Source organism: Fusobacterium perfoetens ATCC 29250 (assembly GCF_000622245.1).
In the GTDB taxonomy this organism is placed as follows: domain Bacteria; phylum Fusobacteriota; class Fusobacteriia; order Fusobacteriales; family Fusobacteriaceae; genus Fusobacterium_B; species Fusobacterium_B perfoetens.
Genome location: NZ_KK211416.1, coordinates 1 through 22,163 on the forward strand (window position 1 = coordinate 1; position 22,163 = coordinate 22,163).

The following is a 22,163-nucleotide window of genomic DNA, read 5'->3' on the forward strand; positions in this document are numbered from 1 at the left end:
AGTGGTGTAAGAAAAGTATATAAGAATGAAAAAATAGGACTTATAAACTTTGATACTCATTTAGATATAAGACCATATGATAATGGAGCAACATCAGGAACATCTTTTAAACAAATATTAGATAGTGATAAAAATGCTTTTTATAGTATAGTTGGATTTAAAAAACAAGGAAATACAAAAAGATTAATAGAAACAGCAGAGAAATATAATGTATTAATGTTAGATGAAGAATATGAAGAAAACTATATAATAGAAAAGTTAAAAGAATTTATAGAAAAAGTAGATAAAGTATATATAACTTTCTGTATGGATGTATTTGATGCAGCACAAGCACCAGGAGTTTCAGCTCCAACAATAATGGGATTATGTCCCAAAAAAGGAAAGAGAATATTAAGAGAAATAATGAAAACAGGAAAAGTGGTATGTATAGATTTTGCGGAAGTAAATCCAACTTATGATATAGATAGTAGAACTTCCAAATTAGCAGGGGCTTTAATATATGATGTAATGTTAAATTTAAAAAAATAAATAAAAGTTAGAGGGGGTAAAGTATGAATTTTGGTTTCAATGAACTAGGAGTTTTGTTTAACTTTGATATGATAGGAACTATTGCTATTGGATTAATTTCTTTAATTGTTGGTAAAAAGATGAAAGAAAAATTAACTTTTCTTGATAGATTTGGAATACCGGCAGCTGTATTAGGAGGAATTTTATTTGCAACTATTCACTTAATTATAAGAGTTATTGGTGTAGGAAGTATATCTTATGATACAACTTTCCAAACTCCTTTTATGGTTGTATTTTTTACAACAATAGGATTAGGTTCTTCAATAGAGGGATTAAAAAAAGGTGGAAAATTATTAATCATCTTCTGGCTTTTAAGTGGAGTTATGACATTTATGCAAACTGTAATAGGTGTAAGTCTTGCAAAAGTAACTGGAATTAATCCATTATTAGGAGTAATGGCTGGTTCAGTTTCAATGTCAGGAGGACATGGTTCAGCTGGAGCTTTTGGTCAAACAATAGAAGAATTAGGAGTAACTGGAGGATTAACAGTAGCTTTATCAGCAGCTACTTTCGGACTTATAGCTGGAGGACTTTTAGGTTCACCATTAGCTATTCATTTAATTAGAAAATTTAACTTAAAACCAAAAGATGTAGTAAATAAAGACCAAGTTGAGAAAAAATCATCTACAGAAAGAAGAGAAATTACTTTTAATTCAATGATGAGCCATGTAACAATGCTTTCAATTGTAATGACTCTAGGAATTGCTTTAAGTACTTTCTTAAAATCTCAATTAGGAATTGCTTTACCTTCATATGTAGGGGCTATGTTCTGTGCAATTATTTTTAACAATTTAAATATTAAATTCAAATGGCTTGATTTAGATAGAAATCTTTTAAATATCATTGGTGAAACTTCATTAAATATTTTCTTATCAATGGCTTTAATTTCTTTAAAATTATGGGAACTAGCTGCTTTAGCTGTACCTTTATTAATAATTTTAATGGCTCAAGTTTTATTTATGTGGGTTTATACAAGATTTATAGTATTTAAAGCTATGGGAGGAGATTATGATGCTGCTGTAATGATATCAGGAATGTGTGGTTCAGGTCTTGGAGCTACAACAAATGCTATGATAAATATGGAAGAGGTAAGTTCAAAATATGGTTATACAGTAAATCCATATTTAATAGTACCTTTAACAGGAGCATTTTTAATAGATATATTCCAAATGCCTGTAATTATAACAGCAATAAATATGTTTAAATAAAGAAAAGTCATAAATAATAAAAAACAAAAAATGGCCCATTATGGGCTGTTTTTTGTTTAAAAGAAAAATTATAATAAAATATTTCTTGACTTGTTAAAATAAATTTGATATGTTGATATTATCAAAGTAGGGATTAAAAAGGCTATGATTCTCCTTTTATATATTTAATGTGGTAACAAATAAGATAAAACCCATTAAGAAAAAATATTAAATATAAGAGGGCATATAAAAAATCTATGATATGTTAATGTAAGGAGGAGAAAATGAAAAAAATAATTTTTGTTTTAGGATTATTAGTTTCTATAGTATCATATTCAGAAGAAAAATCTGCTGTAACAGAAGTAGTATCTTCAGTGGTATCAGAAGCAGTATCTACAGGAAAGAATATTTTAAAAGGTGTAAAAGATGGTGTAGATATGGGAAGAAAAGATGGAGAAAGCTTAGATGAAGCTTTAATCATTTATGATAAAAAACTTTTTGAAGAAAATATAAAAGCTTCAGTTTTAACTGTAACAGAAGATGAATTAGGATATAAAGTGGTAGTTGGTTTAAAAAATGAGACAGATAAAATGATAAGATTAACAAATCTTCATGAGAAAAAATCTTTACAACTTTTAGATACTGATGGCTTTGCAGTTTTCTCTTTAGGACCATTTGATGATGTTAATATACCAAAAAAAGCTGCTGTAAAAAGTACTTTTGTATTTCCAGCTGATGGAAAACCAGAAATGATAAAAATTTATGAGAGCGAAATAAAAATTAAAGATGAAGTAATTAAAATAAAAAAATAAAAATTTTTAAATAATTTTTTATAAAAAAAGGACTTAATCAAATTTCTATAATAATCTATTATAAAAATTCTTTAGTCCTTTTTCTTTTTATCTAATCAACATTATTGATTAGATAGAATGGAAAATTTATATATTATTTTGTGTTATCCAAAAGTTTTTTAGTAAGAAGTCTATGTTCCCACATTTCATCTTCTGATTTATAACTTCTTTTTTCAAAAGTACTTTCTGTATAAGTATCACCAAATATTAAATCAAGAATATGTAAAGAATCTTTTCCAGCTGCTTCTAAAGTTCCTCTACAAGAACCACAATAACTTATTACAGAATCTTGAGTACAATCATTAGCTCTTCTAGTATAAATTTTTTCATAAAGAGCTGGATTAGAAGAACAAACCATTCCTCCTACTCCACAACATCTAGTGTTTTCTTTTATATTATTCATTTCTTCATATTTATATCCAAGTTCTTTTAATATCCATCTAATATTTTCATGGTGAGATGATACATCTCTAGTTACACAAGAATCATGGATATTAAATACAACATCACTGTTTATACCTTTATTTAAACTTTCTTTTGGTAAACCAATTTTTTCCCTCATTAAATCCCAATAAGAAATAACTTTTTTTCCACTTGTAGAAACAAAAGTTTTATAGCAAGATGGACAAATTGTTATAATTGTATCAGCACCAATTTTTTCAATCTCATCATTAGCCATTTTATTTCTAATTTTAAATTTATCTTCTTCTCCTATCATATTAGTAACTTTTCCACAACATCTCAACATAGCTGAAACATCATCACCTAAAGTTTCTTTTAAATGAGCATAAACTTTTTCTACTAATTCAGGTTTATATGCTGGAATTGTACATCCAGGTACAAAAACATATTTAGGAGATTTTTTCTCTTGGACAGATGTACAATAAGTAGGATTACATTCTAAAGCTTGTATTCTATCACTATCTACAAGATTTTCTATAACTTGTTTATTTCCATTGTCTCTGATATATTGTCTTTTTAGTTCTATAAAATTAGATTTTAAATCTAAATCTTTTGGACATTTAATAGTACATTGAGAACATTCATTACAAGAAAAAGCAATCATTTTTTCCATATGTTGATATCCTTTTTCTAAATAATCTCTAAATAACTCTTTTGGACAAGAAGTATAATCTTTTAACATCATACATTCTTTCATACAAAGTCTACATTCACATTGACGACATCTATCAGCTTCAAATTGAGCTTGTTCTTGAGTATATCCAAGTGAAACCTCTTCAAAAGATTTTATTCTTTCTTTAGGGTCTAAGTGAGGCATAGATACTCTTCTTTCTAAAACATCTATCCAGTCAACATCTCTTCTTAATTTTGTATCATAACTAGATGTATCTGAAATCTCTCTTCCCTCTTTTAAATCTTTTTCACTAAGGAATCTATCTACTGATTCAGCAGCACGACGACCAGTTGCCATAGCTTGTATTACAATTACAGATTCTCCACTAGCATCTCCAGTAATAAATACTTTTTCAATATCTTTACTTTGAAGAGTTTCTTTATCACATTCAAAAGTAGAATTTCTTTTTTGTGAAAGTAAATTAATTGCAAAACTATTATCAACTTCTTGACCTATAGCAAAAATAATAGTATCACAAGAAATATCTTTAAGTTGATTTTCATCAAATTTTGGAGAAAATACATGATTCTCATCAAATAGAGATAAACATTTTTTCAAAATTATTTTATCAATAGAAGAATCATCTTTTAAACTTATGTTTTTAACTCCATAACCATGTAAAAATTCTATTTCTTCTTCAAAAGCTCCCTTAACTTCTTCTTTTGATGCTGCCATTTCATCAAATGAACCCTCTAAACATACAGAATAAACTTTTTCAACTCCAGAAATTCTTCTTGAAGTTCTAGCACAGTCCATGGCCACATCTCCACCACCAACTACAAGAACAGTTTTTCCTAAATCTAATTTTTTATCTTTTGATAGAGCAGCTTCTTTTAAGAAAGAACTAGCACTTAAAATATTTTTAGAAGAAAGATTTGTTCCAACTCTACCTTTATGTTTTCCAACAGCTACAATTACAGAATCAAATTCTTTTAAAAGAGTTTCAAATTCTATATCTTTTCCAATTTCACAATTCATTTGGAATTTTACGCCTAATTTTTCTAAATAACTAATCTCTCTATTAAGAATATTTCTAGGTAATCTATATTCAGGAATACCTACAGCCATCATTCCACCTTTAACAGGTAATTTTTCAAAAACAGTTACTCCATATCCTTTTCTAATAAGGTCTAAAGCAGATTGTAATCCAGAAGGACCAGCTCCAATAACAGCTACATTTTTATTTTTATAGTCTTCTTTTTCTAAACTCCATAATTTTTCATCATCATAATTATCAGCTATATATCTTTTTAAACCAGCAATACTCATAGGAGAGTTTATCTCATTAATTTTACATTTTCCTTCACAAGGGTGAGCACAAATTCTTCCTAAAGTTCCAGGTAAAAATAATTTTTCTCTGATTGTAAGTAGAGCTTCTTCTCCTTTCCCTTCTCTAAGAAGTCTAATATATTCTTTCACATTTGTATGCATAGGACAAGTAGTGACACAAGCTGGATTTTCTTCTCCCATACATTCAGAAACTATTTTTTGCATATTTTCAATGATTTCTTCTTTTAACATGATTTTCTCCTTTATCTTTTTTTAGGTTCAATAGCAAAAATAAACACTCCAGTTACAATAACTAATCCCCAAATTATAAGATGTAAATTTATAGGAGCTCCAAAAAGAACAATACTAAATATAATTGTCCATAAGGCAGCAGTTGAATTAAGGGCTGTTCCCATAGCTGCCCCAATTAAATCAACAGCTTTGTACCAACAAAGATATGTTATAGCTCCAAGAATAGCTATTCCACCGAATTTGAAAACAGTTCCATTAATTATAACTTCAAAAGCTATACTACAACCACCAGAAAGAGGAACAACTATAAATCCATAAATTATCATAGAGATAAAGTATCTTAAACATAAAAATTGTTGTGGAATTGCTTTTATATGGTCTTCATCTTTTATATGTTTCATAGCAAAACCAATAATAACTCCTTCAGAGGCCCAACCTAAAACAGCTAGTAGAGCAAATAAAATTCCTGTTCCAAAAGTTTCAGGAATATCTCCAGTAGGTTTAAACCCTAACATAAAAGAACCTAAAAGACTAATGAAAATTCCAAGAACAGCTCTTTTAGTAAGTTTTTCTTTTAATAAGAAATATGAAAGAAGAGCACCAATTCCTGGATAAATAACTGATATACTAGAAGCGTATGGAGCTGTAGCATATTTTATGGCTAGTAAATAGGCACTCATTCCTACAGGGGCCCCTACTAAAGCAGCCACAGCTGTGGCTTTTCCTTTTTTAGTCTTTAAAAGTTCAAAAACTCCTTTTAATTGACTAGAAAAAAGTAAAGTTAAAGCAATCCATAAGAAAGCAAAACTATCATGAAAAAAAGCTGCCACAAGAGGAGGAACATTAATTTTTCCCATTAAAGTAGAATCAAGTCCCCAAGCTAAACCAACGATAACACCTAATAAAATTCCTTTTGTTCTATTGTTCATAAAATACTCCTTAAAATTTTTTAAACTTATATAAAATTAGCAAATAATATGCCAAAAATTTTAAATCTTATTTTTTCAATAAAAAAAATTTTAGAAAAATAAAAAACTAGAAAAGTGTCATCTTTTATAGTATAATTTATGTAATTATTAGTGACACTGTAATTTAAAATTACAATGGAGGAATTATGAAATTTGATTATAAAATATTAGAAGAAATAGAAATTGGTGTTATTTTATGTAATATTTTAGGAGAAATTCAATATTCAAATAAATATGCTAATGGATATCTTGAAAGAGAAAAAATAAATGTTAATGAGATTATAGAAGAATTAAAAGAAAAAGAAGATTTAAAAATGGGATTTAAGTTATTAACAAAAACTTATAAAAATATATTTTTTATGATTTTTTCTCAAAAAGAAGAGGGAAAATATTTAATTTTATTAAAACAAAAAGATTTTTTTAAAACTATTTTAAATGAAAATGATTCTTATACAAATGAAAAAAAATATACCTTTGAAAATGTTATAGGTAAAAGCCCACAAATTTTAAAAGTTATTGATGAATGTAAAAAGATAGCTGATGAAAATAGTAACATTCTTATAACAGGAGAGAGTGGAACAGGAAAAGAATTTTTTGCTAGAGCTATTCACAATAATAGTTCAAGAAGAAATTTTCCATTTATTCCTGTAAACTGTGGTTCAATACCTAGAGAACTTATAGAAAGTGAATTATTTGGTTATGAAAGTGGAGCTTTTACAGGAGCTAATAAACAAGGATATATAGGAAAATTTCAATTAGCTAATGGAGGGACAATATTTTTAGATGAAATAGGAGAAATGCCACTTAATATGCAAGTTTCTCTTCTAAGAGTTTTACAAGATAAATGTGTAACAAAAATAGGTTCAAAAAAATGTACCAAAGTAGATGTAAGAGTAATAGCAGCTACTAATAAATGTTTAAAAGATGAGATAAAAAAAGAAAGATTTAGAAAAGATTTGTATTATAGATTGAATGCTTTTAATATAAATATTCCACCACTAAAAGAGAGAATAGGTGATATTCCAATATTTTTAGAACATTTATTAAAAGAAAAAAGTATTGAATTAAATAAACCTATTCCAAAAGTTCCTAAATCTCTTTTCCAAAAAATTATATCTTATTGTTGGCCTGGAAATATAAGAGAGTTACAAAATTTTGTAGAAAACTTTGTTGTATTAGATGGAATAAGTACTTATGATATAAATTTTGATGAATGCCATTGTATGACACACGATAATTTAGGAAATAGAATTGAAATAAATCAATGTGGGGTAATAGAAAAAGTAGAGGAAAAAGTTTTACCTTTAGTAGAATTAGAAAAAAGAGAGATAGAAAAAGCTATAAAAATTTATGACGGAAATATGACTCAGATTGCTTCTGCTTTAGGAATAAGTAGAAATGCTCTATATAATAAGATGAAAAGATATGGAATAGAAAAATAAAAAAGAAAAAAGGTTGTTACTATTAAAAATTAAAATGTAACAACCTTTTATTTTTATCTTTTAAATTTATATCCAATTCCCCAAATAGTTATAATATATTCTGGAGAATCAGGATTCTTTTCAATTTTTTTTCTAATTTTTCTTATAAAAGCCATAATATTACTGTCATCTAAATAATATTCTTCATCCCAGACAGCTTGATAAATTTGTTCTTTAGTGAAAATTTCTCCTCTATTTTTAGCTAGAAAATAGAGAATATCAAATTCTTTTGGAGTTAATTGAACTTCTATATTATTTTGAGTAACTATTCTTTGTTTGTAGTTAATAACTAAAGAATCACAGACAATTTCCTCTATCTCTTTTTTATTTGTATTTCCATCTTCTAATTCTAACATTAAAGACCTAGTTTTTGATGTTAAAAGTTCATCAATACCTTCTAAAAATTCAGAAGTATCTTCCTCAATGTTACTATATTTTATTTTGTCATATAACCACTTTAAAAAAGAGGAATTTAAAGATATAAAATTTATTTTTTTCATAAAAAATCCTCCTAATTATAAAGTCCATTATATTTTTTTATATAAAATATTTTAAATTTATTTACAACAAAAATATAACTTATAATAATAAATGATAGAAATATAAAATACCAAATTGGTAGAGATGTAAAACCAATATATTCTACTATAGGACTATATACAAAACAACTAAATATTATCAATCCAATAATATTTAGAATTAAAATTCCAAATGAAAATTTACTATTTTTTGATATATCTTTTGATTTTAAAAGTTGTATTATCAAGGTCTGTGTCCAAAGAGAAACTAAAAACCAACCTGTATGAAATAATCCAATGAATTTATCTTGTAAATCATTGGATAAATTTATAAATAAATCTCCACAAATTTTAGGACACAAGAAATAATATAAAAATAGAAAAGTTACAATATCAAAGACAGAACTTATAATACCAAAGTATATCATAAAACTTTCTAAATTTTTAGAGGATATTTTTTGTGGAAAAAAAGATACATCTTCATCAATATTATCCCACGGCAAAGTAAAACAAAGTAAATCATAAATTAAATTTAATAATAAAAACTGAACTGCTGTCAATGGTTGAAATGGTAAAAATATACTTGCTATAACCATTGAAAATATATTTCCAAAATTTGAAGAGAAAGTTATTTTAATATATTTATTGATATTTATAAAAGCCTTTCTTCCCTCTAATATTCCTTGCTCTAAAATATTTAAGTCATTTTTTAATAAAATTACATCAGAGATATTTTTAACCTCTTCAACTGCAGAATCAACAGAAATTCCAACACTAGAATTTTTTAAAGCACCTAAATCATTTAATCCATCTCCTAAAAATCCTACAGTATGTTTTTGTGAATGTAAAATGTCAATAATTTCTGTTTTTTGGTTAGGAGTTAAATCAGTAAAAATATTATATTTTTCAATAACATTTTTTAAAGATTCTTTATTAAGTTTACTTAATTCCAGTCCACTTATTAGGTTTAAAGGCTTAATATTTAATCTTTTACAAATTGAATAAGTAGTTTTTTCTTGGTCACCAGTTAAAACTTTTATATTAATATTTAATTTTTTTAGATTTTCAATAGAAAGAGAAGCACTTTCTTTTGGAGGATTGAAAAATACTAAATAACCAACTAATATTAAATCCTTTTCATCTTCAATAGAAAAATTTTCATCAATTTTTTTATATGCAACTGCTAAAACTTTCATTCCATCTTCTAAAACTTCATCTATTACAGAATAAATATTTTCTTCATCTTTTTCATTATCAATTTTTTTAATAGTATTTTTGTATTTAATATAACCACATTTTTTAAATATATTTTTGACATTTCCTTTTACTAAAATATATTTTTCATTATTATTTTTTACAATAACAGTTGTAAATTTTCTTGTGTAATCAAAAGAAATTTCATCAATTTTTTTATTAGAATCTATTAAAGTTTTAAAATATTTTTTTTGACTAGGAATCTCCAAAAGTTTTAAAATAGATTTATCTAAATAATTTTTATTTTCACTATAATAACTATTTAAAAAAGCAAAATCTAAAACTTCTTTACTTTCATTCCCTAAAATATCCATATAATATTCTAAAGAAATTTCATCTTTTGTTAAAGTTCCCGTTTTATCAACACATAAAATATCCATACTTCCAAATTTTTCTAAAGCATTTATATTTTTTATAATAGTTGCTTTTTTTTCCATTTGAATACTTCCTTTTGTAAGACAAGCATTGATAACAATAGGAAAAAATTCAGGAGTAAGACCAATAGCTATGGATATTCCAAGAATAAAAGAATTCAACCACTCTTTTTTTAATAAACCATTTATTAAAAAGGATATTAGAATAAAAATTATTATAAATTTAATAAGAGTAAAAATAAAAGAATCAAAAGTTTTATTATAATCTTTTTTAGGAAGTTGTAAAATTTTTAATAACTTCCCATAAAGAGTATTTTCTCCTACTGATAAAATAATTCCCTCTCCATTTCCACTTAAAATATTACTTCCAGCATAAATTATATTATCTAAATTACTATAAGTAGAATTTTTAGAAAATAATTTATCAGAAGTTTTATTTATAATCTTACTTTCTCCTGTGATGGCTGATTGAGAAACTAAAACTTTATTTTTAATAAGTCTTATATCTCCACAAACCTTATCTCCAACAGAAAGAATTACAATATCACCTACTAATAAATCTTTACTTTGAATTTTTAAAATTTTTCCTTCCCTTCTTACAAAAATTTCACTTTCTATTTTAGAAAAAAGATTTTTGGCTCTAAGATTAGATTTTAATTCTTGAAAAAATCTTATTCCACCACCTAATAATAAAAATATAATCATAAAAAAAGACATCATTTTATTTTCAGTAAAATTTTTACCATCTATGAAATATGAAATTATAGCAATAAAAAATAAAAGTAAATTAAAAAAATTAAAAAAGGATTTTTTCAAACAATCTAAAATTAAAAGTTTTTTAGAAAAATTTATTATATTTTTTCCATATTTTTTATTATTAATATTTATTTGAGAATTTTTAAGTCCATTTTCAGAGGAATTAAAAATTTTATAAATCTCATTTATATCTTTAGAACTTATAGACCTTAAAAAATCTAAATATATATCTTTTTCCATACAACCTCCTTATATATTTATATTATACCATAGAAAAAAATTAGTAAGATAAAAAGCAAGAAAATCGCAAGAATTTAACCATATTATTTATTTTGACTTTTTTATATCATATCTATGTAACAAAAATACTTAATCAAAGGAGGGTGAAAATGAGAATTAATAAAAATTTTCGTAACACTATTGAAACACAAAATAAAATTTTAAAAAAGGAGAAAATGAAAGAAAAGATTTTTTATTCTTCATCTAATGCCTGTGAAGAATTATTAAAAAAGTTTAATAGTTCTATCAAGGGATTAGATGAAAAAAAGGTTGTAGAACACAGAAATTTGTATGGAAAAAATATAGTTACTCATGAAAAAAAGAAAACTCTTTTAAAAAAAGTCGTAGAATCTTTTGTAAATCCATTTACAGCTATATTATTTTTCTTAGCAATAGTTTCAATATTTACAGATATTATTGTACCAATATATCAAAATAATCCTGAAGAAATTTCTATTCTAACAGTAAGTATAATTTTAATTATGGTCTTTATGTCAGGAGCTTTAAGATTTATTCAAGAATCTCGTTCAGGAAATGCTGCTGAAAAATTATTAGCTATGATTACAACTACTTGTACAGTTATAAGAAAGGAAGAGGGAGAAAAAGAGATTCCTTTAGATGAATTAGTTGTAGGAGATGTAATTCATCTTTCAGCTGGTGATATGTTACCAGCTGATGTAAGAATTTTAGAAGCAAAAGATTTATTTGTAAGTCAGTCAGCTATTACAGGAGAAAGTGACCCTATAGAAAAAATTTCTAAAATAAATGAAGAAGAAAATATTTCTATTACTGATTTACAAAATATTGCTTTTATGGGAAGTAGTGTTATAAGTGGAACTGCTTTGGCTTTAGTAATTTCAGTAGGAGATGATACTTTATTTGGAAATATTGCTTCATCTGTATCAGAAGAATCTATTGAAACAAGTTTTTCTAAAGGGGTAAACTCTGTGTCTTGGGTTTTAATTCGTTTTATGTTGGTAATGGTTCCAGTTGTATTTTTTATAAATGGAATGACAAAAGGAAATTGGCTTGAGGCTTTTTTATTTGCTATCTCTATAGCTGTTGGTTTAACTCCAGAAATGTTACCTATGATAGTAACTACTTGTCTAGCTAAAGGAGCTGTTTCAATGTCGAAGAAAAAAACTATAGTAAAAAATTTAAATTCAATTCAAAATTTTGGAGCTATAGATATTTTATGTACAGATAAAACAGGAACTCTTACTCAAGATAAAGTTGTATTAGAATATCATATGGATGTAGAAGGAAAAGAAGATACAAGAATTTTAAGACATGCTTATTTAAATAGTTATTTTCAGACAGGATATAAAAATCTTATGGATTTAGCAATAATTGAAAAAACTGAAGAGGAAGAAAATGAAAATCCACAATTAGTGGATTTATCAAAAGAATATCATAAAATTGATGAAATTCCTTTTGATTTTACAAGAAGAAGATTATCTACAATAGTTGAAGATAGAAAAGGAAAACGTCAAATGATTACAAAGGGAGCAGTTGAAGAGATGCTTTCTGTTTGTAAATATGTAGAACTTGAAAATGAAGTAAAAGAATTAGATGAAAAAATTATAAAAAATATTTTAAAAACAGTAAACAGATTTAATGAAGATGGCTTTAGAGTTATAGCTATAGCACAAAAAACAAATATTCCAATAGTTGAAACTTACTCAATAGATGAAGAAAATGAAATGGTATTAATTGGATATTTAGCTTTTTTAGACCCACCAAAAGAATCTACAACTGAAGCTATAAAAACTTTAAAAGAATATGGAGTAAAAACAAAAATTCTTACAGGAGATAATGAGAAAGTTACAAGATGTATTTGTAAACAAGTTGGATTAGAAATAAATAATTTACTTTTAGGTTCTGATATAGAAAAAATGAGTGAGATAGAACTTATGAAAGCTGTTGAAGAAACAAATGTATTTGCTAAATTATCTCCTGAACAAAAAACAAAAATTGTTACTTCACTTCGTAATAATGGACATATAGTTGGATTTATGGGAGATGGAATCAATGATGCCTCAGCTATGAAGGCAGCTGATATAGGAATTTCTGTTGATACAGCAGTAGATATAGCTAAAGAATCAGCTGATATAATTCTTTTAGAAAAAGATTTAATGGTTTTAGAAGAGGGAATAATAGAAGGACGTAAAACTTATGCTAATATGATTAAATATATAAAAATGACAGCTTCTTCAAATTTTGGAAATATGTTTTCAGTATTGGCTGCTTCAGCTTTATTACCATTTTTGCCAATGGAAAGTATCCATCTAATACTTTTAAATTTAATTTATGATTTATCTTGTGGAGCTATTCCTTGGGATAATGTTGATGAAGATTTTATAAAACTTCCTAAAAAATGGGATGCTTCAAGTATAGGAAACTTTATGATATGGTTAGGTCCTACAAGTTCTATATTTGATTGGACAACTTATGCTTTTATGTATTTTATTTTCTGTCCTTTCTTTGTATCTCATGGAGTACTTTTTAATGATTTAGTAAATCATTATAGTGGAGCTGAACTTCTTCAAATGAAACAAAATTATATAGCTATGTTTCAAGCTGGTTGGTTTGTAGAGTCTATGTGGAGTCAAACTTTAGTAATTCATATGATTCGTACAAAAAAAATTCCATTTATTCAAAGCCATGCTTCTGGTTCTTTAACTTTCCTAACTTTTACAGGAATAATAATTCTTACAATAATTCCTTTCACAAGTTTTGGAAAAGCTATAGGATTTATACCTTTACCATCTTCATATTTTGGATATTTAATTCCTTGTATCTTATTATATATGGGACTTGCTACAAGTTTAAAGAAAGCCTATGTAAAACATTTTGGAGAATTATTATAAAAGGAGGTAATAATTATGAACTGGACAAATATTTGGTTAAAGTTATTTAATACAACAAATTTATTAGGAATTGATATGGGATTTTGGGTATCAATAGGAATAACTTTGATAATAGTTGCTGTTATGAATATTATTTTTTGGTCTCAAAAAACTTATAAAAAATAGATAGATTACATTGTGGGAGAGTTAAAAAGATAGACTCTCCCTTTTTATAAGAAAATTTAAAATATTTATTTTCAATATCTTTTTTTATTATAAGTGAATTAATATTTTCTTTTGTTATTTCCTCTAAAAAATTTTCAAAAATTAAAGAATAATTAATTTTTTTATTAGTAGAAAAATTTATATTATTAATACTTTCTTTTTTTATTTTAAAATCTTTACTTTCAATTTTTTCAAAACCTAAAATTTCAAGTTTAAATATAATATATTTTAGCCAAAAAATAATATTTTCTTTTTCTAGAATAGAAAAATTTTTTTCCTCTTTAGCTAAAATATCTCTTATATATTGTTCAACTTTGCTTAAAATAATAGAATTACATTTTTGACAACAAGGAAGATAAGCATTATGAAAAGAAAAAAGACAACTGTTTTCATTATAAAAACCAAGTTTTATATTTTTTTCAAAAGTCCATTGTGGGATTATATGCTCTTTTGTAATTCTTTTATCATTCCCACATAAAATACAAAAATTTATCTCTTTATTTTTAGTAAATAAGTTTAATGTTTTATTCAAGTTTATTTTTATTATATTTTTAATTTCGTTTATAGATTTATTCATAAAATTCTCCTTAATAAATATTTCTAATTTTACTTTAAATTTATATGAAAATCAATAAAAAAATATTGAAATACAAAGATTTTTTAGATTTGTAAAAAAAATAGTTGTATAAAAATTTTATTTATGATATACTGTCTTCTATATAAAAACAGATGTGTTTAAAATAAAAAAAGGAGATTTTGAAATGAGAGAGTTACTAAAAAAATGGACAAGTATTAGTTTAATAAAAAGAATAATAGTAGGTTTAATAATAGGAGGAACTTTAGCTTATATAGCTCCAGAGAAATTAAGTGGAATTGTTTTATTAGGAGATTTATTTGTAGGAGCTTTAAAATCAATAGCACCTGTTTTAGTTTTTGTACTTGTTATGGCAGCTATATTACAACATCAAAAAGGACAAAAAACAAATATGAAATCAATTATAAGTTTATATCTTTTTGGAACTTTTATAGCTTCTGTAGTTGCTGTAGTAGGAAGTTTTGTATATCCAGTTGAATTAGTATTAAAGGCTGGAGAAAATTCTATAGTACCACCTGAAAATATTTATGGAGTTTTAAAAGGACTTTTGATGAATTTAGTTGATAACCCTGTTAATGCTCTATTAAGAGGAAATTATATAGGTATTTTATTTTGGAGTATAACTTTTGGATTCTTTTTAAGAGAAGCTACAGAAAATACTAAAAAAGTTATAATAGAAATATCAGAAGTAGTTTTAAATACAGTAAAATTTGTTATAGAATTTGCTCCATTTGGTATTATGGGGCTTATATTTAATTCAATGCGTACAAGTGGAATAGCAAGTTTACTAGTTTATGGAAAACTAATTGTATTATTATTAGCTTGTATGTTCTTTACAGCTTTTGTAGTAAATCCTATAATAACTTATATAATGATAAGACAAAATCCATACCCATTAGTATTAAAATGTACAAGAGAGAGTGGGATTACAGCTTTCTTTACAAGAAGTTCAGCAGCGAATATTCCTGTAAATATGGATTTATGTGATAGACTTGGATTAGATAAAGAAGTTTATTCAGTTTCAATTCCTTTAGGAGCTACAATAAATATGGGAGGAGCAGCTATCACAATATCTGTTTTTGCTTTAAGTGCTGCTCACACTTTAGGAATACAAGTGGATTTTTTCTCAGCAATACTTTTAAGTGTTCTATCAGCTATTAGTGCTTGTGGAGCTTCTGGAGTGGCTGGAGGTTCTCTACTTTTAATTCCACTTGCTTGTAGTTTATTTGGAATTCCAAATGATATAGCAATGCAAGTTGTTGGAGTTGGGTTTATAATTGGAGTAATTCAGGATTCATGTGAAACAGCTTTAAACTCTTCTACAGATGTATTATTTACAAGTATAGCTGAATTTTCAAACTGGAGAAAAGAAGGAAAAGAAATAGCTATAAAATAAATCAATCCTAAGAAATATAAAGATACACTTCTAAATTATTTTTAGAAGTGTATTTTTTTATTTTAACTTTCTTAAGATTGTAATTGTCATTACAGAAAAACAAAATAATCCACCTAAAAAGTTTGAAACAGGTTCAGCCATAAATACACCTTGTACACCAAGATTATTAATTCTTGGTAACAAATAAGTTAAAGGAACAACAATTATAACTTTTCTAAATAATGAAAAGAAAATAGCATATTTCTTTTTATTTAATGATTTAAAAACGGTTTGTCCACTATACATCAAAGCTTGAAAGATAAAAGCAAAGAAATAGGTATGTAAAGATGATATAGATTTTTCTATAAGAATCTTATCATCATTAAATATTTTTATAAAAAATTCTGGAAATAATAATATAGCTCCCCAAATTATACAAGTATAAACTACTCCTAAAAAAGTAGTTATAAATATAGCCTTTTTTAAATCTTGATATTTTTTAGCCCCATAATTAAAACTTAATATAGGTGAAACTCCATCAGTTAGAGCTGAAAGAGGAGCATCTAAAATTTGGCGAATAGAATTTATAATTGTCATAATAGAAATATATAAATCACCACCAAATAATCCTAGCATATTATTACTAAAAATTTGTACTAAGCTATTAGTTCCTTGCATAATAAAGCTTACAGTACCAAGACTTATAATATCAATTATTCTTTTTTTCTCTAATTTTATAGGTTTTTTTATTTTTAATTCAGATTTATTACCCGTTAAAAATTTCAATACAAATATAGCTGATATAATTTGAGAAATAACTGTTGCTATAGCAGCTCCTTTTACTCCAAGATTAAATTTAAAAATAAAAATAGGGTCTAAAATAATATTTGAAATAGCCCCTAAAAATATCGTTAACATTCCAATATTTGCAAATCCTTGAGAATTTATATAAGGATTCATTCCAAGGGCTATCATAGTAAAAATTGTACCTAAAAGATAAATTTTTATATAAGGTAAAGCGTAATTTATGAGAGTATCAGAAGCTCCAAATAAATATAAAAGAGGTTTAGAAAGAAATAATCCTAAAAAAGTTAAAACCAAACTAGCTATTATTAACATATAAAAAGAAGTGTTCATAATTTTTTCAGCTTCAATTAAATTCTTTTTTCCTCTTTCGATAGAACAAAGAGGAGCTCCACCACTTCCAAATAAATTTGTAAAAGCATTAATAAGAGAAATAATAGGAAAACAAAGTCCTACTCCAGCAAGAGCTAATGTCCCTTCATTAGGAATTCTTCCTAAATATATTCTATCTACAATATTGTACATAAGACTTAATATTTGAGCTACCATCATAGGGAAAGCTGCTAAAAATATATTTTCAATGACTTTTCCATTAGAAAAATCAATTTGCTTTGTATTCATAAAAACTCACCTTAAAAATTTATTTATTAAAATAAATTATATCATAAATTAAATAAAAAGATTAAAAATTATCTTTAGAAGTTAAAATACCAGAGCTGATAATTAGTCCTAATATTACATTTGTTAAAATGATTCCAGTTAGAATTTCAAGGACAACTAAAAATTCACCAATGGTTGTCAAAGGATAGATATCTCCATATCCAACAGTTGTAATAGTAATAAAACTAAAGTAAATATGTTTAAAATAAAATTCAAATCCAGATAAATTAGAACTAATATTGTTAAAAGCTGGATTAATACTATAAAGACTTATAAGTGTATATATAAGTCCAAAACTTATAGCAAAAGTTATATAAGTTGTAATAACAATACCAATATCTTCTATTTTAATTTTTCTTCTTTTTTTGAAAAAGTCAGTTACTACATATTTTAATAAAATAATATGAGAAATTATTAGTACTATTATATTTATAAAAGATAAAAAATAGAAAAAATATTTTAATTCATTTATTGGAGTCATAAAGTGAGTAGAAATATTAAAACCTAATGAAAAATTTATAACAGGTACTAAAATAAGATAATATAAAATTAATGCAGTAGCTTTTAAAGGACCATCTTTAAAGAGAAAGTTTTTTTGTCTGAAAAAAGCTAAAGGAAAAATACCTAAAAATATTCTATAAGTATTAATAAGGACTTTGAAAACATCTAATTCATTAGTTATAAAGATATGTGAAATGCTAGAAATAAAAAAAGATAATATGAAAACAACTAAAGAATTTTTTAAAAAATTTATAATTTGATTTTTTTTATATAGTTGCATATAAACTCCTTAAGTGAAAATATAATAAAAAGGTTGTAGACAAAATGCCCACAACCTAAATAATAAATTATTAATCTTCTTGTTCTATCTTCATTTGGATATAGTCATCATAAGACATTAACTTATCAACTATAGTTCCATCTGGTAATATTTCTATAATTCTGTTTGCAACTGTTTGTATAAACTCATGGTCATGTCCAGCAAATACAATTGTTCCAGGGAATTTTATAAGAGCTTTGTTTAAAGATGTAATTGATTCAAGGTCTAAGTGGTCAGTAGGGTTATCAAATAATAATGCATTAGCTCCTGACATCATCATTCTTGATAACATACATCTAACTTTTTCTCCTCCTGATAAAACTTTAGCTTTTTTAAGAGATTCTTCACCAGTGAATAACATTCTTCCTAAGAATCCTCTAACAAAAGCATCATGTTGGTCTGGAGAATAAGGTCTTAACCATTCAACAAGGTCTAAATCAATGCCATCAAAGAATTTAGAGTTGTCTTTAGGCATATAAGCGTGAGTTACTGTAACTCCCCAAGTAACACTTCCTGTATCTGGTTCTAAATCTCTAGCTAAAACAGAAAGTAAAGTTGTTTTTAAAATATCATTATCAGATATGATAACTACTTTATCCCCTGTATTGATAGTGAAAGATAAATTTTTGAAAATTTCAACACCATTTATAGATTTAGAAATATTTTCAACTTTTAACATATTGTTTCCAGCTTCTCTATCAGGTTTAAATTCAATAAATGGATATTTTCTATTTGAAACTTGCATATCTTCAAGTTGTAATTTTTCTAATTGTTTCTTTCTAGATGTAGCTTGTTTAGATTTAGCAGCATTAGCTGAGAATCTAGCTATAAATTCTTGTAATTCTTGTCTTTTTTGTTCAAGTTTTTTATTTTTATTTGCTATTAAGCTTAACATAAGTTGGCTTGACTCATACCAGAAATCATAGTTTCCAACAAACATTTTAATTTTTCCATAATCTATGTCAGCTATATGTGTACAAACTTTGTTTAAGAAATGTCTGTCATGAGAAACAACAATAACAGTAGTATCATCTAAGTCCATTAAGAAGTTTTCTAACCAAGCAACAGCTTTTATATCAAGTCCGTTTGTAGGCTCGTCTAAAAGTAAAACATCTGGATGACCAAATAATGCTTGTGCAAGTAAAACTTTAACTTTTAAAGGTTCTTCTAAATCTCTCATATAAGCTTCATGAAGATTAGCTTTTATTCCAAGTCCAGTAAGTAAAGTAGCAGCTTCAGATTCAGCATCCCAACCATTAAGCTCAGCAAATTCTCCCTCTAAATCAGCAGCTCTCATTCCATCTTCTTCTGTAAAATCTTCTTTAGCATAGATTTCATTTTTCTCAACTATAATATCCCAAAGTCTTTTGTGTCCCATAAGAACAACATCTAAAACTTTTGAATCTTCAAAAGCAAAGTGGTTTTGTGATAAAACAGCCATTCTTTTGTTTTTATCTAATATAACTTCCCCTTCAGTTGGAGTGATAACTCCAGAAAGTATTTTAACAAAAGTAGATTTTCCAGCTCCATTAGCTCCAATTAATCCGTAACAGTTTCCTGGTGTAAATTTAATGTTTACATCTTCAAAAAGTTTTTTATCAGGAAACCTCATTGATAGATTACTTGTAGAAATCATTTATAGTATTCCTCCTAAATATTTAAAATTTAACATTCGCTCTATTATAACATAAAGTATAAAAAATTAAAATATATTTTTATCAAAAATAAAAAAACACTTGCTCATAATGAAATTTAATGATATTATATACTCTGTGAATTTTTTTATTAAGTGTAGTGAGAGTATGAATAATATATTAACCCCATTAAAAATAAAAAATATAGAGATAAAAAATCGTGTAGTTTTACCACCTCTTGTTAGATTTTCTATGATAGGGGAAGATGGTTATGTAACAGATAAACTTCTAAAATGGTATGAAGGAATTGCAAAAGATGGTGTTGGAATGATAATAGTAGAAGCTACATGTGTAAGTTCTGACGGAAAACTTCGTGAAAATCAATTAGGAATTTGGAATGATAGTTTTATAGAGGGACTTAGTAAAATAGCTTTAATTGGTAAGAAATACCAAATTCCTATGCTTATTCAAATTCATCATGCAGGGTTTGGAAAGAATATAAAAGATATTGAAGAATTTGTATTAGATAATATATTAGAAAAATTTGTTGAAGCTTTTAAAAGAGCAAAAAAATGTGGATTTGATGGAATAGAAATTCATGGGGCACATACATATTTATTATCACAATTAAATTCAAGATTATGGAATACAAGAGAAGATAAATATGGTGGAAATTTTCAAAAAAGAATGTATTTTAATAAAACTTTAATTGAAAGAACTAAAGAACTTTTTGATGATAATTTTATTCTTGGATATAGAATGGGTGGAAATGAACCTAGTTTATCTGATGGAATAGAAATTGCAAAATATTTAGAAAGTTTAGGAGTAGATTTATTACATATTTCTACTGGAATTCCAGAAGAGAGATTTAGACAAGCAACTAAAATAGATAATTTTTCTGAAAATTATCCAGAAGAAAAAAGTTTTAATTTAGATTGGGTTATTTATATGGGGGTTCAAATAAAAAAATATCTTAATATTCCTGTTATAGGTGTTAGAAATATAAGAACAGAAGAACAGGTTAGTTATTTAATAGAAAATAATCTTTTAGATATGGTAGCTGTAGGTAGAGCTATGATATTTACTAATAGATGGATGAAAAAAACAAGAGAGTCATATTTAAGAAGGATAAAAAATGAAGCCAAATAGTATTGATGTATTTTGTGATGTTATAGATAATTATGGAGATATTGGAGTAGTTTATAGATTTGCTAAAGAGATGAAAAGAGTATTTCCTCAAGCAAGAATAAGGGTTATTTTAAATAAGTTAGAGGAATTAATAAAAATTAATAAAGAAGCTACTTATAGAGAATATCAAGTAATTAATGGAATAGAATATATATTTGAAGATTTTTTTAAAAAAAATTTTGAAGAATTTGGAGTTTCTGATATAATAGTAGAAGCTTTTGGTTGTGATATATTTGAAGAATATATAAAATTAGGAAAAGTACAGTCAAAACTTTGGATAAATTTAGAATATCTTTCAGGAGAAAAATGGATAGAGGATTTTCATCTAAACCAATCTTTAATAGATTCTAAAACTTTAAAGAAAATATTTTATATGCCAGGTTTTTCAGAGAAAAGTGGTGGAATATTAATAGATGAAGAATTTTTGAAAAATAAAGAATACGGAAAAAATAATAGAGAAAAAGTTTTAAAAGAATTTTTTTCAGATTTTGATTTTAATAACAAGATGGTTGGAACAATATTTTCTTATGAAAAAAACTTTGAAAATCTTTTAGAAATTCTTAATAAACAGGAAAAAGAAACTGTTTTGATTCTTATGGGGGAAAAAACTCAAAAAAGTTTTTCTAAATTTTTTGAAAAAAATTTAACAGAGGACTTTTTAAAGTGGAAAAAATATGATAAAATATATCTGTATAATGCTCAGTTCTTTTCACAGGAGGAATATGATAAAATAATATCAGCTGTAGATTTTAATTTTACAAGAGGAGAAGATTCTATTGTTAGGGCTCTTCTTATAGGAAAACCTTTTTTATGGCATATATATTTACAAGAAGATAAAGTTCATATGTTGAAATTGAGAGCTTTTTTAGATAGATTTTATGAAAGTATTTCTTTAAATGAAGAAGAAAAAGAAGTGTTAAAAGAATATTTTAAACTTTTAGAAGAATATAATGATAGAGAAACAAATTCTTTTGAAAGAGGAAATGAGGATTTTTCTATTTTCTTTGAAAAATTTTCTATAATAAATAAAATTTGTGAAGAATATAGCAAATTTTTATTAGAAAAATGTAATCTAACAAAAAAATTATATACATATATAAATGAAATTTAAAGGGGGACAAA

Annotated in this window: 17 protein-coding genes; 9 read left to right on the top strand and 8 right to left on the bottom strand. The window is 25.5% G+C overall.

All coding sequences use genetic code 11. From position 1 onward, the window contains the following. The 3 genes from T364_RS0106930 to T364_RS0106940 form a co-directional block, all read left to right on the top strand. Positions 1-528, top strand: a 528-nt coding sequence (locus T364_RS0106930; RefSeq protein WP_027128924.1) for an arginase family protein, incomplete at its 5' end; no start/stop codon positions are given. 23 nt (positions 529-551) lie between these two features. Beyond that, positions 552-1,775, top strand: a complete 1,224-nt coding sequence (gene gltS, locus T364_RS0106935; protein ID WP_051532684.1) for a sodium/glutamate symporter — start codon at positions 552-554, stop codon at positions 1,773-1,775. Between the two features lie 263 nt (positions 1,776-2,038). Beyond that, on the top strand, positions 2,039-2,566 hold the full coding sequence (locus tag T364_RS0106940) for a hypothetical protein (RefSeq protein WP_027128926.1): 528 nt from the start codon (positions 2,039-2,041) through the stop codon (positions 2,564-2,566). 133 nt (positions 2,567-2,699) lie between these two features. Here T364_RS0106940 and T364_RS0106945 read toward each other — a convergent pair whose 3' ends face one another. Both T364_RS0106945 and T364_RS0106950 read right to left on the bottom strand, forming a co-directional pair. Beyond that, positions 2,700-5,261, bottom strand: a complete 2,562-nt coding sequence (locus T364_RS0106945; RefSeq protein WP_027128927.1) for an FAD-dependent oxidoreductase — start codon at positions 5,259-5,261, stop codon at positions 2,700-2,702. A gap of 11 nt (positions 5,262-5,272) precedes the next feature. After that, complete coding sequence (locus T364_RS0106950) at positions 5,273-6,190, bottom strand: DMT family transporter (RefSeq protein ID WP_035945543.1); 918 nt, start codon at positions 6,188-6,190, stop codon at positions 5,273-5,275. Between the two features lie 185 nt (positions 6,191-6,375). Between T364_RS0106950 and T364_RS10675 the strand changes: the two genes are divergently transcribed. After that, a complete protein-coding gene (locus T364_RS10675; protein ID WP_211249030.1) occupies positions 6,376-7,671 on the top strand; it encodes a sigma-54 interaction domain-containing protein in 1,296 nt (431 codons plus the stop codon). A gap of 53 nt (positions 7,672-7,724) precedes the next feature. Here the strand turns inward: T364_RS10675 and T364_RS0106960 are convergent, their stop codons facing one another. Both T364_RS0106960 and mgtA (T364_RS0106965) read right to left on the bottom strand, forming a co-directional pair. Beyond that, positions 7,725-8,210, bottom strand: coding sequence for a winged helix-turn-helix domain-containing protein (locus T364_RS0106960; RefSeq protein WP_027128929.1), 486 nt, complete (start codon positions 8,208-8,210; stop codon positions 7,725-7,727). 11 nt (positions 8,211-8,221) lie between these two features. Then, positions 8,222-10,852 carry a magnesium-translocating P-type ATPase gene (gene mgtA, locus T364_RS0106965; RefSeq protein WP_027128930.1) on the bottom strand — a complete coding sequence of 877 codons (2,631 nt, stop codon included), beginning with the start codon at positions 10,850-10,852 and terminating at the stop codon, positions 8,222-8,224. 149 nt (positions 10,853-11,001) lie between these two features. Here mgtA (T364_RS0106965) and mgtA (T364_RS0106970) point away from each other — a divergent pair, with 149 nt between their 5' ends. Both mgtA (T364_RS0106970) and T364_RS11190 read left to right on the top strand, forming a co-directional pair. After that, positions 11,002-13,761 carry a magnesium-translocating P-type ATPase gene (gene mgtA / locus T364_RS0106970; protein WP_035945545.1) on the top strand — a complete coding sequence of 920 codons (2,760 nt, stop codon included), beginning with the start codon at positions 11,002-11,004 and terminating at the stop codon, positions 13,759-13,761. Positions 13,762-13,776: 15 nt separating this feature from the next. Continuing rightward, positions 13,777-13,926: a hypothetical protein gene (locus T364_RS11190; RefSeq protein WP_027128932.1), complete on the top strand. Its 150-nt coding sequence runs from the start codon at positions 13,777-13,779 to the stop codon at positions 13,924-13,926. Here the strand turns inward: T364_RS11190 and T364_RS0106980 are convergent. Next, positions 13,892-14,542: a hypothetical protein gene (locus T364_RS0106980; RefSeq protein ID WP_027128933.1), complete on the bottom strand. Its 651-nt coding sequence runs from the start codon at positions 14,540-14,542 to the stop codon at positions 13,892-13,894. The two genes, T364_RS11190 and T364_RS0106980, sit on opposite strands and share 35 nt — an antisense overlap. Before the next feature lie 184 nt (positions 14,543-14,726). On the opposite strand from T364_RS0106980, the gene sstT reads away from it, so the two are divergent. Continuing rightward, entirely contained in the window at positions 14,727-15,956 is a 1,230-nt protein-coding gene (gene sstT / locus T364_RS0106985) for a serine/threonine transporter SstT (RefSeq protein WP_027128934.1), read from the top strand. Positions 15,957-16,013: 57 nt separating this feature from the next. Here the strand turns inward: sstT and T364_RS0106990 are convergent, their stop codons facing one another. The 3 genes from T364_RS0106990 to T364_RS0107000 all read right to left on the bottom strand — a co-directional run bounded on the left by T364_RS0106990 (position 16,014) and on the right by T364_RS0107000 (position 19,855). Next, a complete protein-coding gene (locus T364_RS0106990; RefSeq protein WP_027128935.1) occupies positions 16,014-17,360 on the bottom strand; it encodes an MATE family efflux transporter in 1,347 nt (448 codons plus the stop codon). Between the two features lie 61 nt (positions 17,361-17,421). Further along, entirely contained in the window at positions 17,422-18,180 is a 759-nt protein-coding gene (locus tag T364_RS10680; RefSeq protein WP_051532685.1) for a potassium channel family protein, read from the bottom strand. Between the two features lie 70 nt (positions 18,181-18,250). Continuing rightward, entirely contained in the window at positions 18,251-19,855 is a 1,605-nt protein-coding gene (locus T364_RS0107000) for an ABC-F family ATP-binding cassette domain-containing protein (protein WP_027128936.1), read from the bottom strand. 166 nt (positions 19,856-20,021) lie between these two features. On the opposite strand from T364_RS0107000, the gene T364_RS0107005 reads away from it, so the two are divergent. Next, positions 20,022-21,002, top strand: a complete 981-nt coding sequence (locus tag T364_RS0107005; protein ID WP_027128937.1) for an NADH:flavin oxidoreductase — start codon at positions 20,022-20,024, stop codon at positions 21,000-21,002. Next, positions 20,989-22,152 (top strand): elongation factor P maturation arginine rhamnosyltransferase EarP, encoded by a 1,164-nt coding sequence (gene earP / locus T364_RS0107010; protein WP_027128938.1) that lies wholly within the window; start codon positions 20,989-20,991, stop codon positions 22,150-22,152. Before T364_RS0107005 ends, earP begins: the two co-directional genes overlap by 14 nt. Positions 22,153-22,163: the final 11 nt, after the last annotated feature.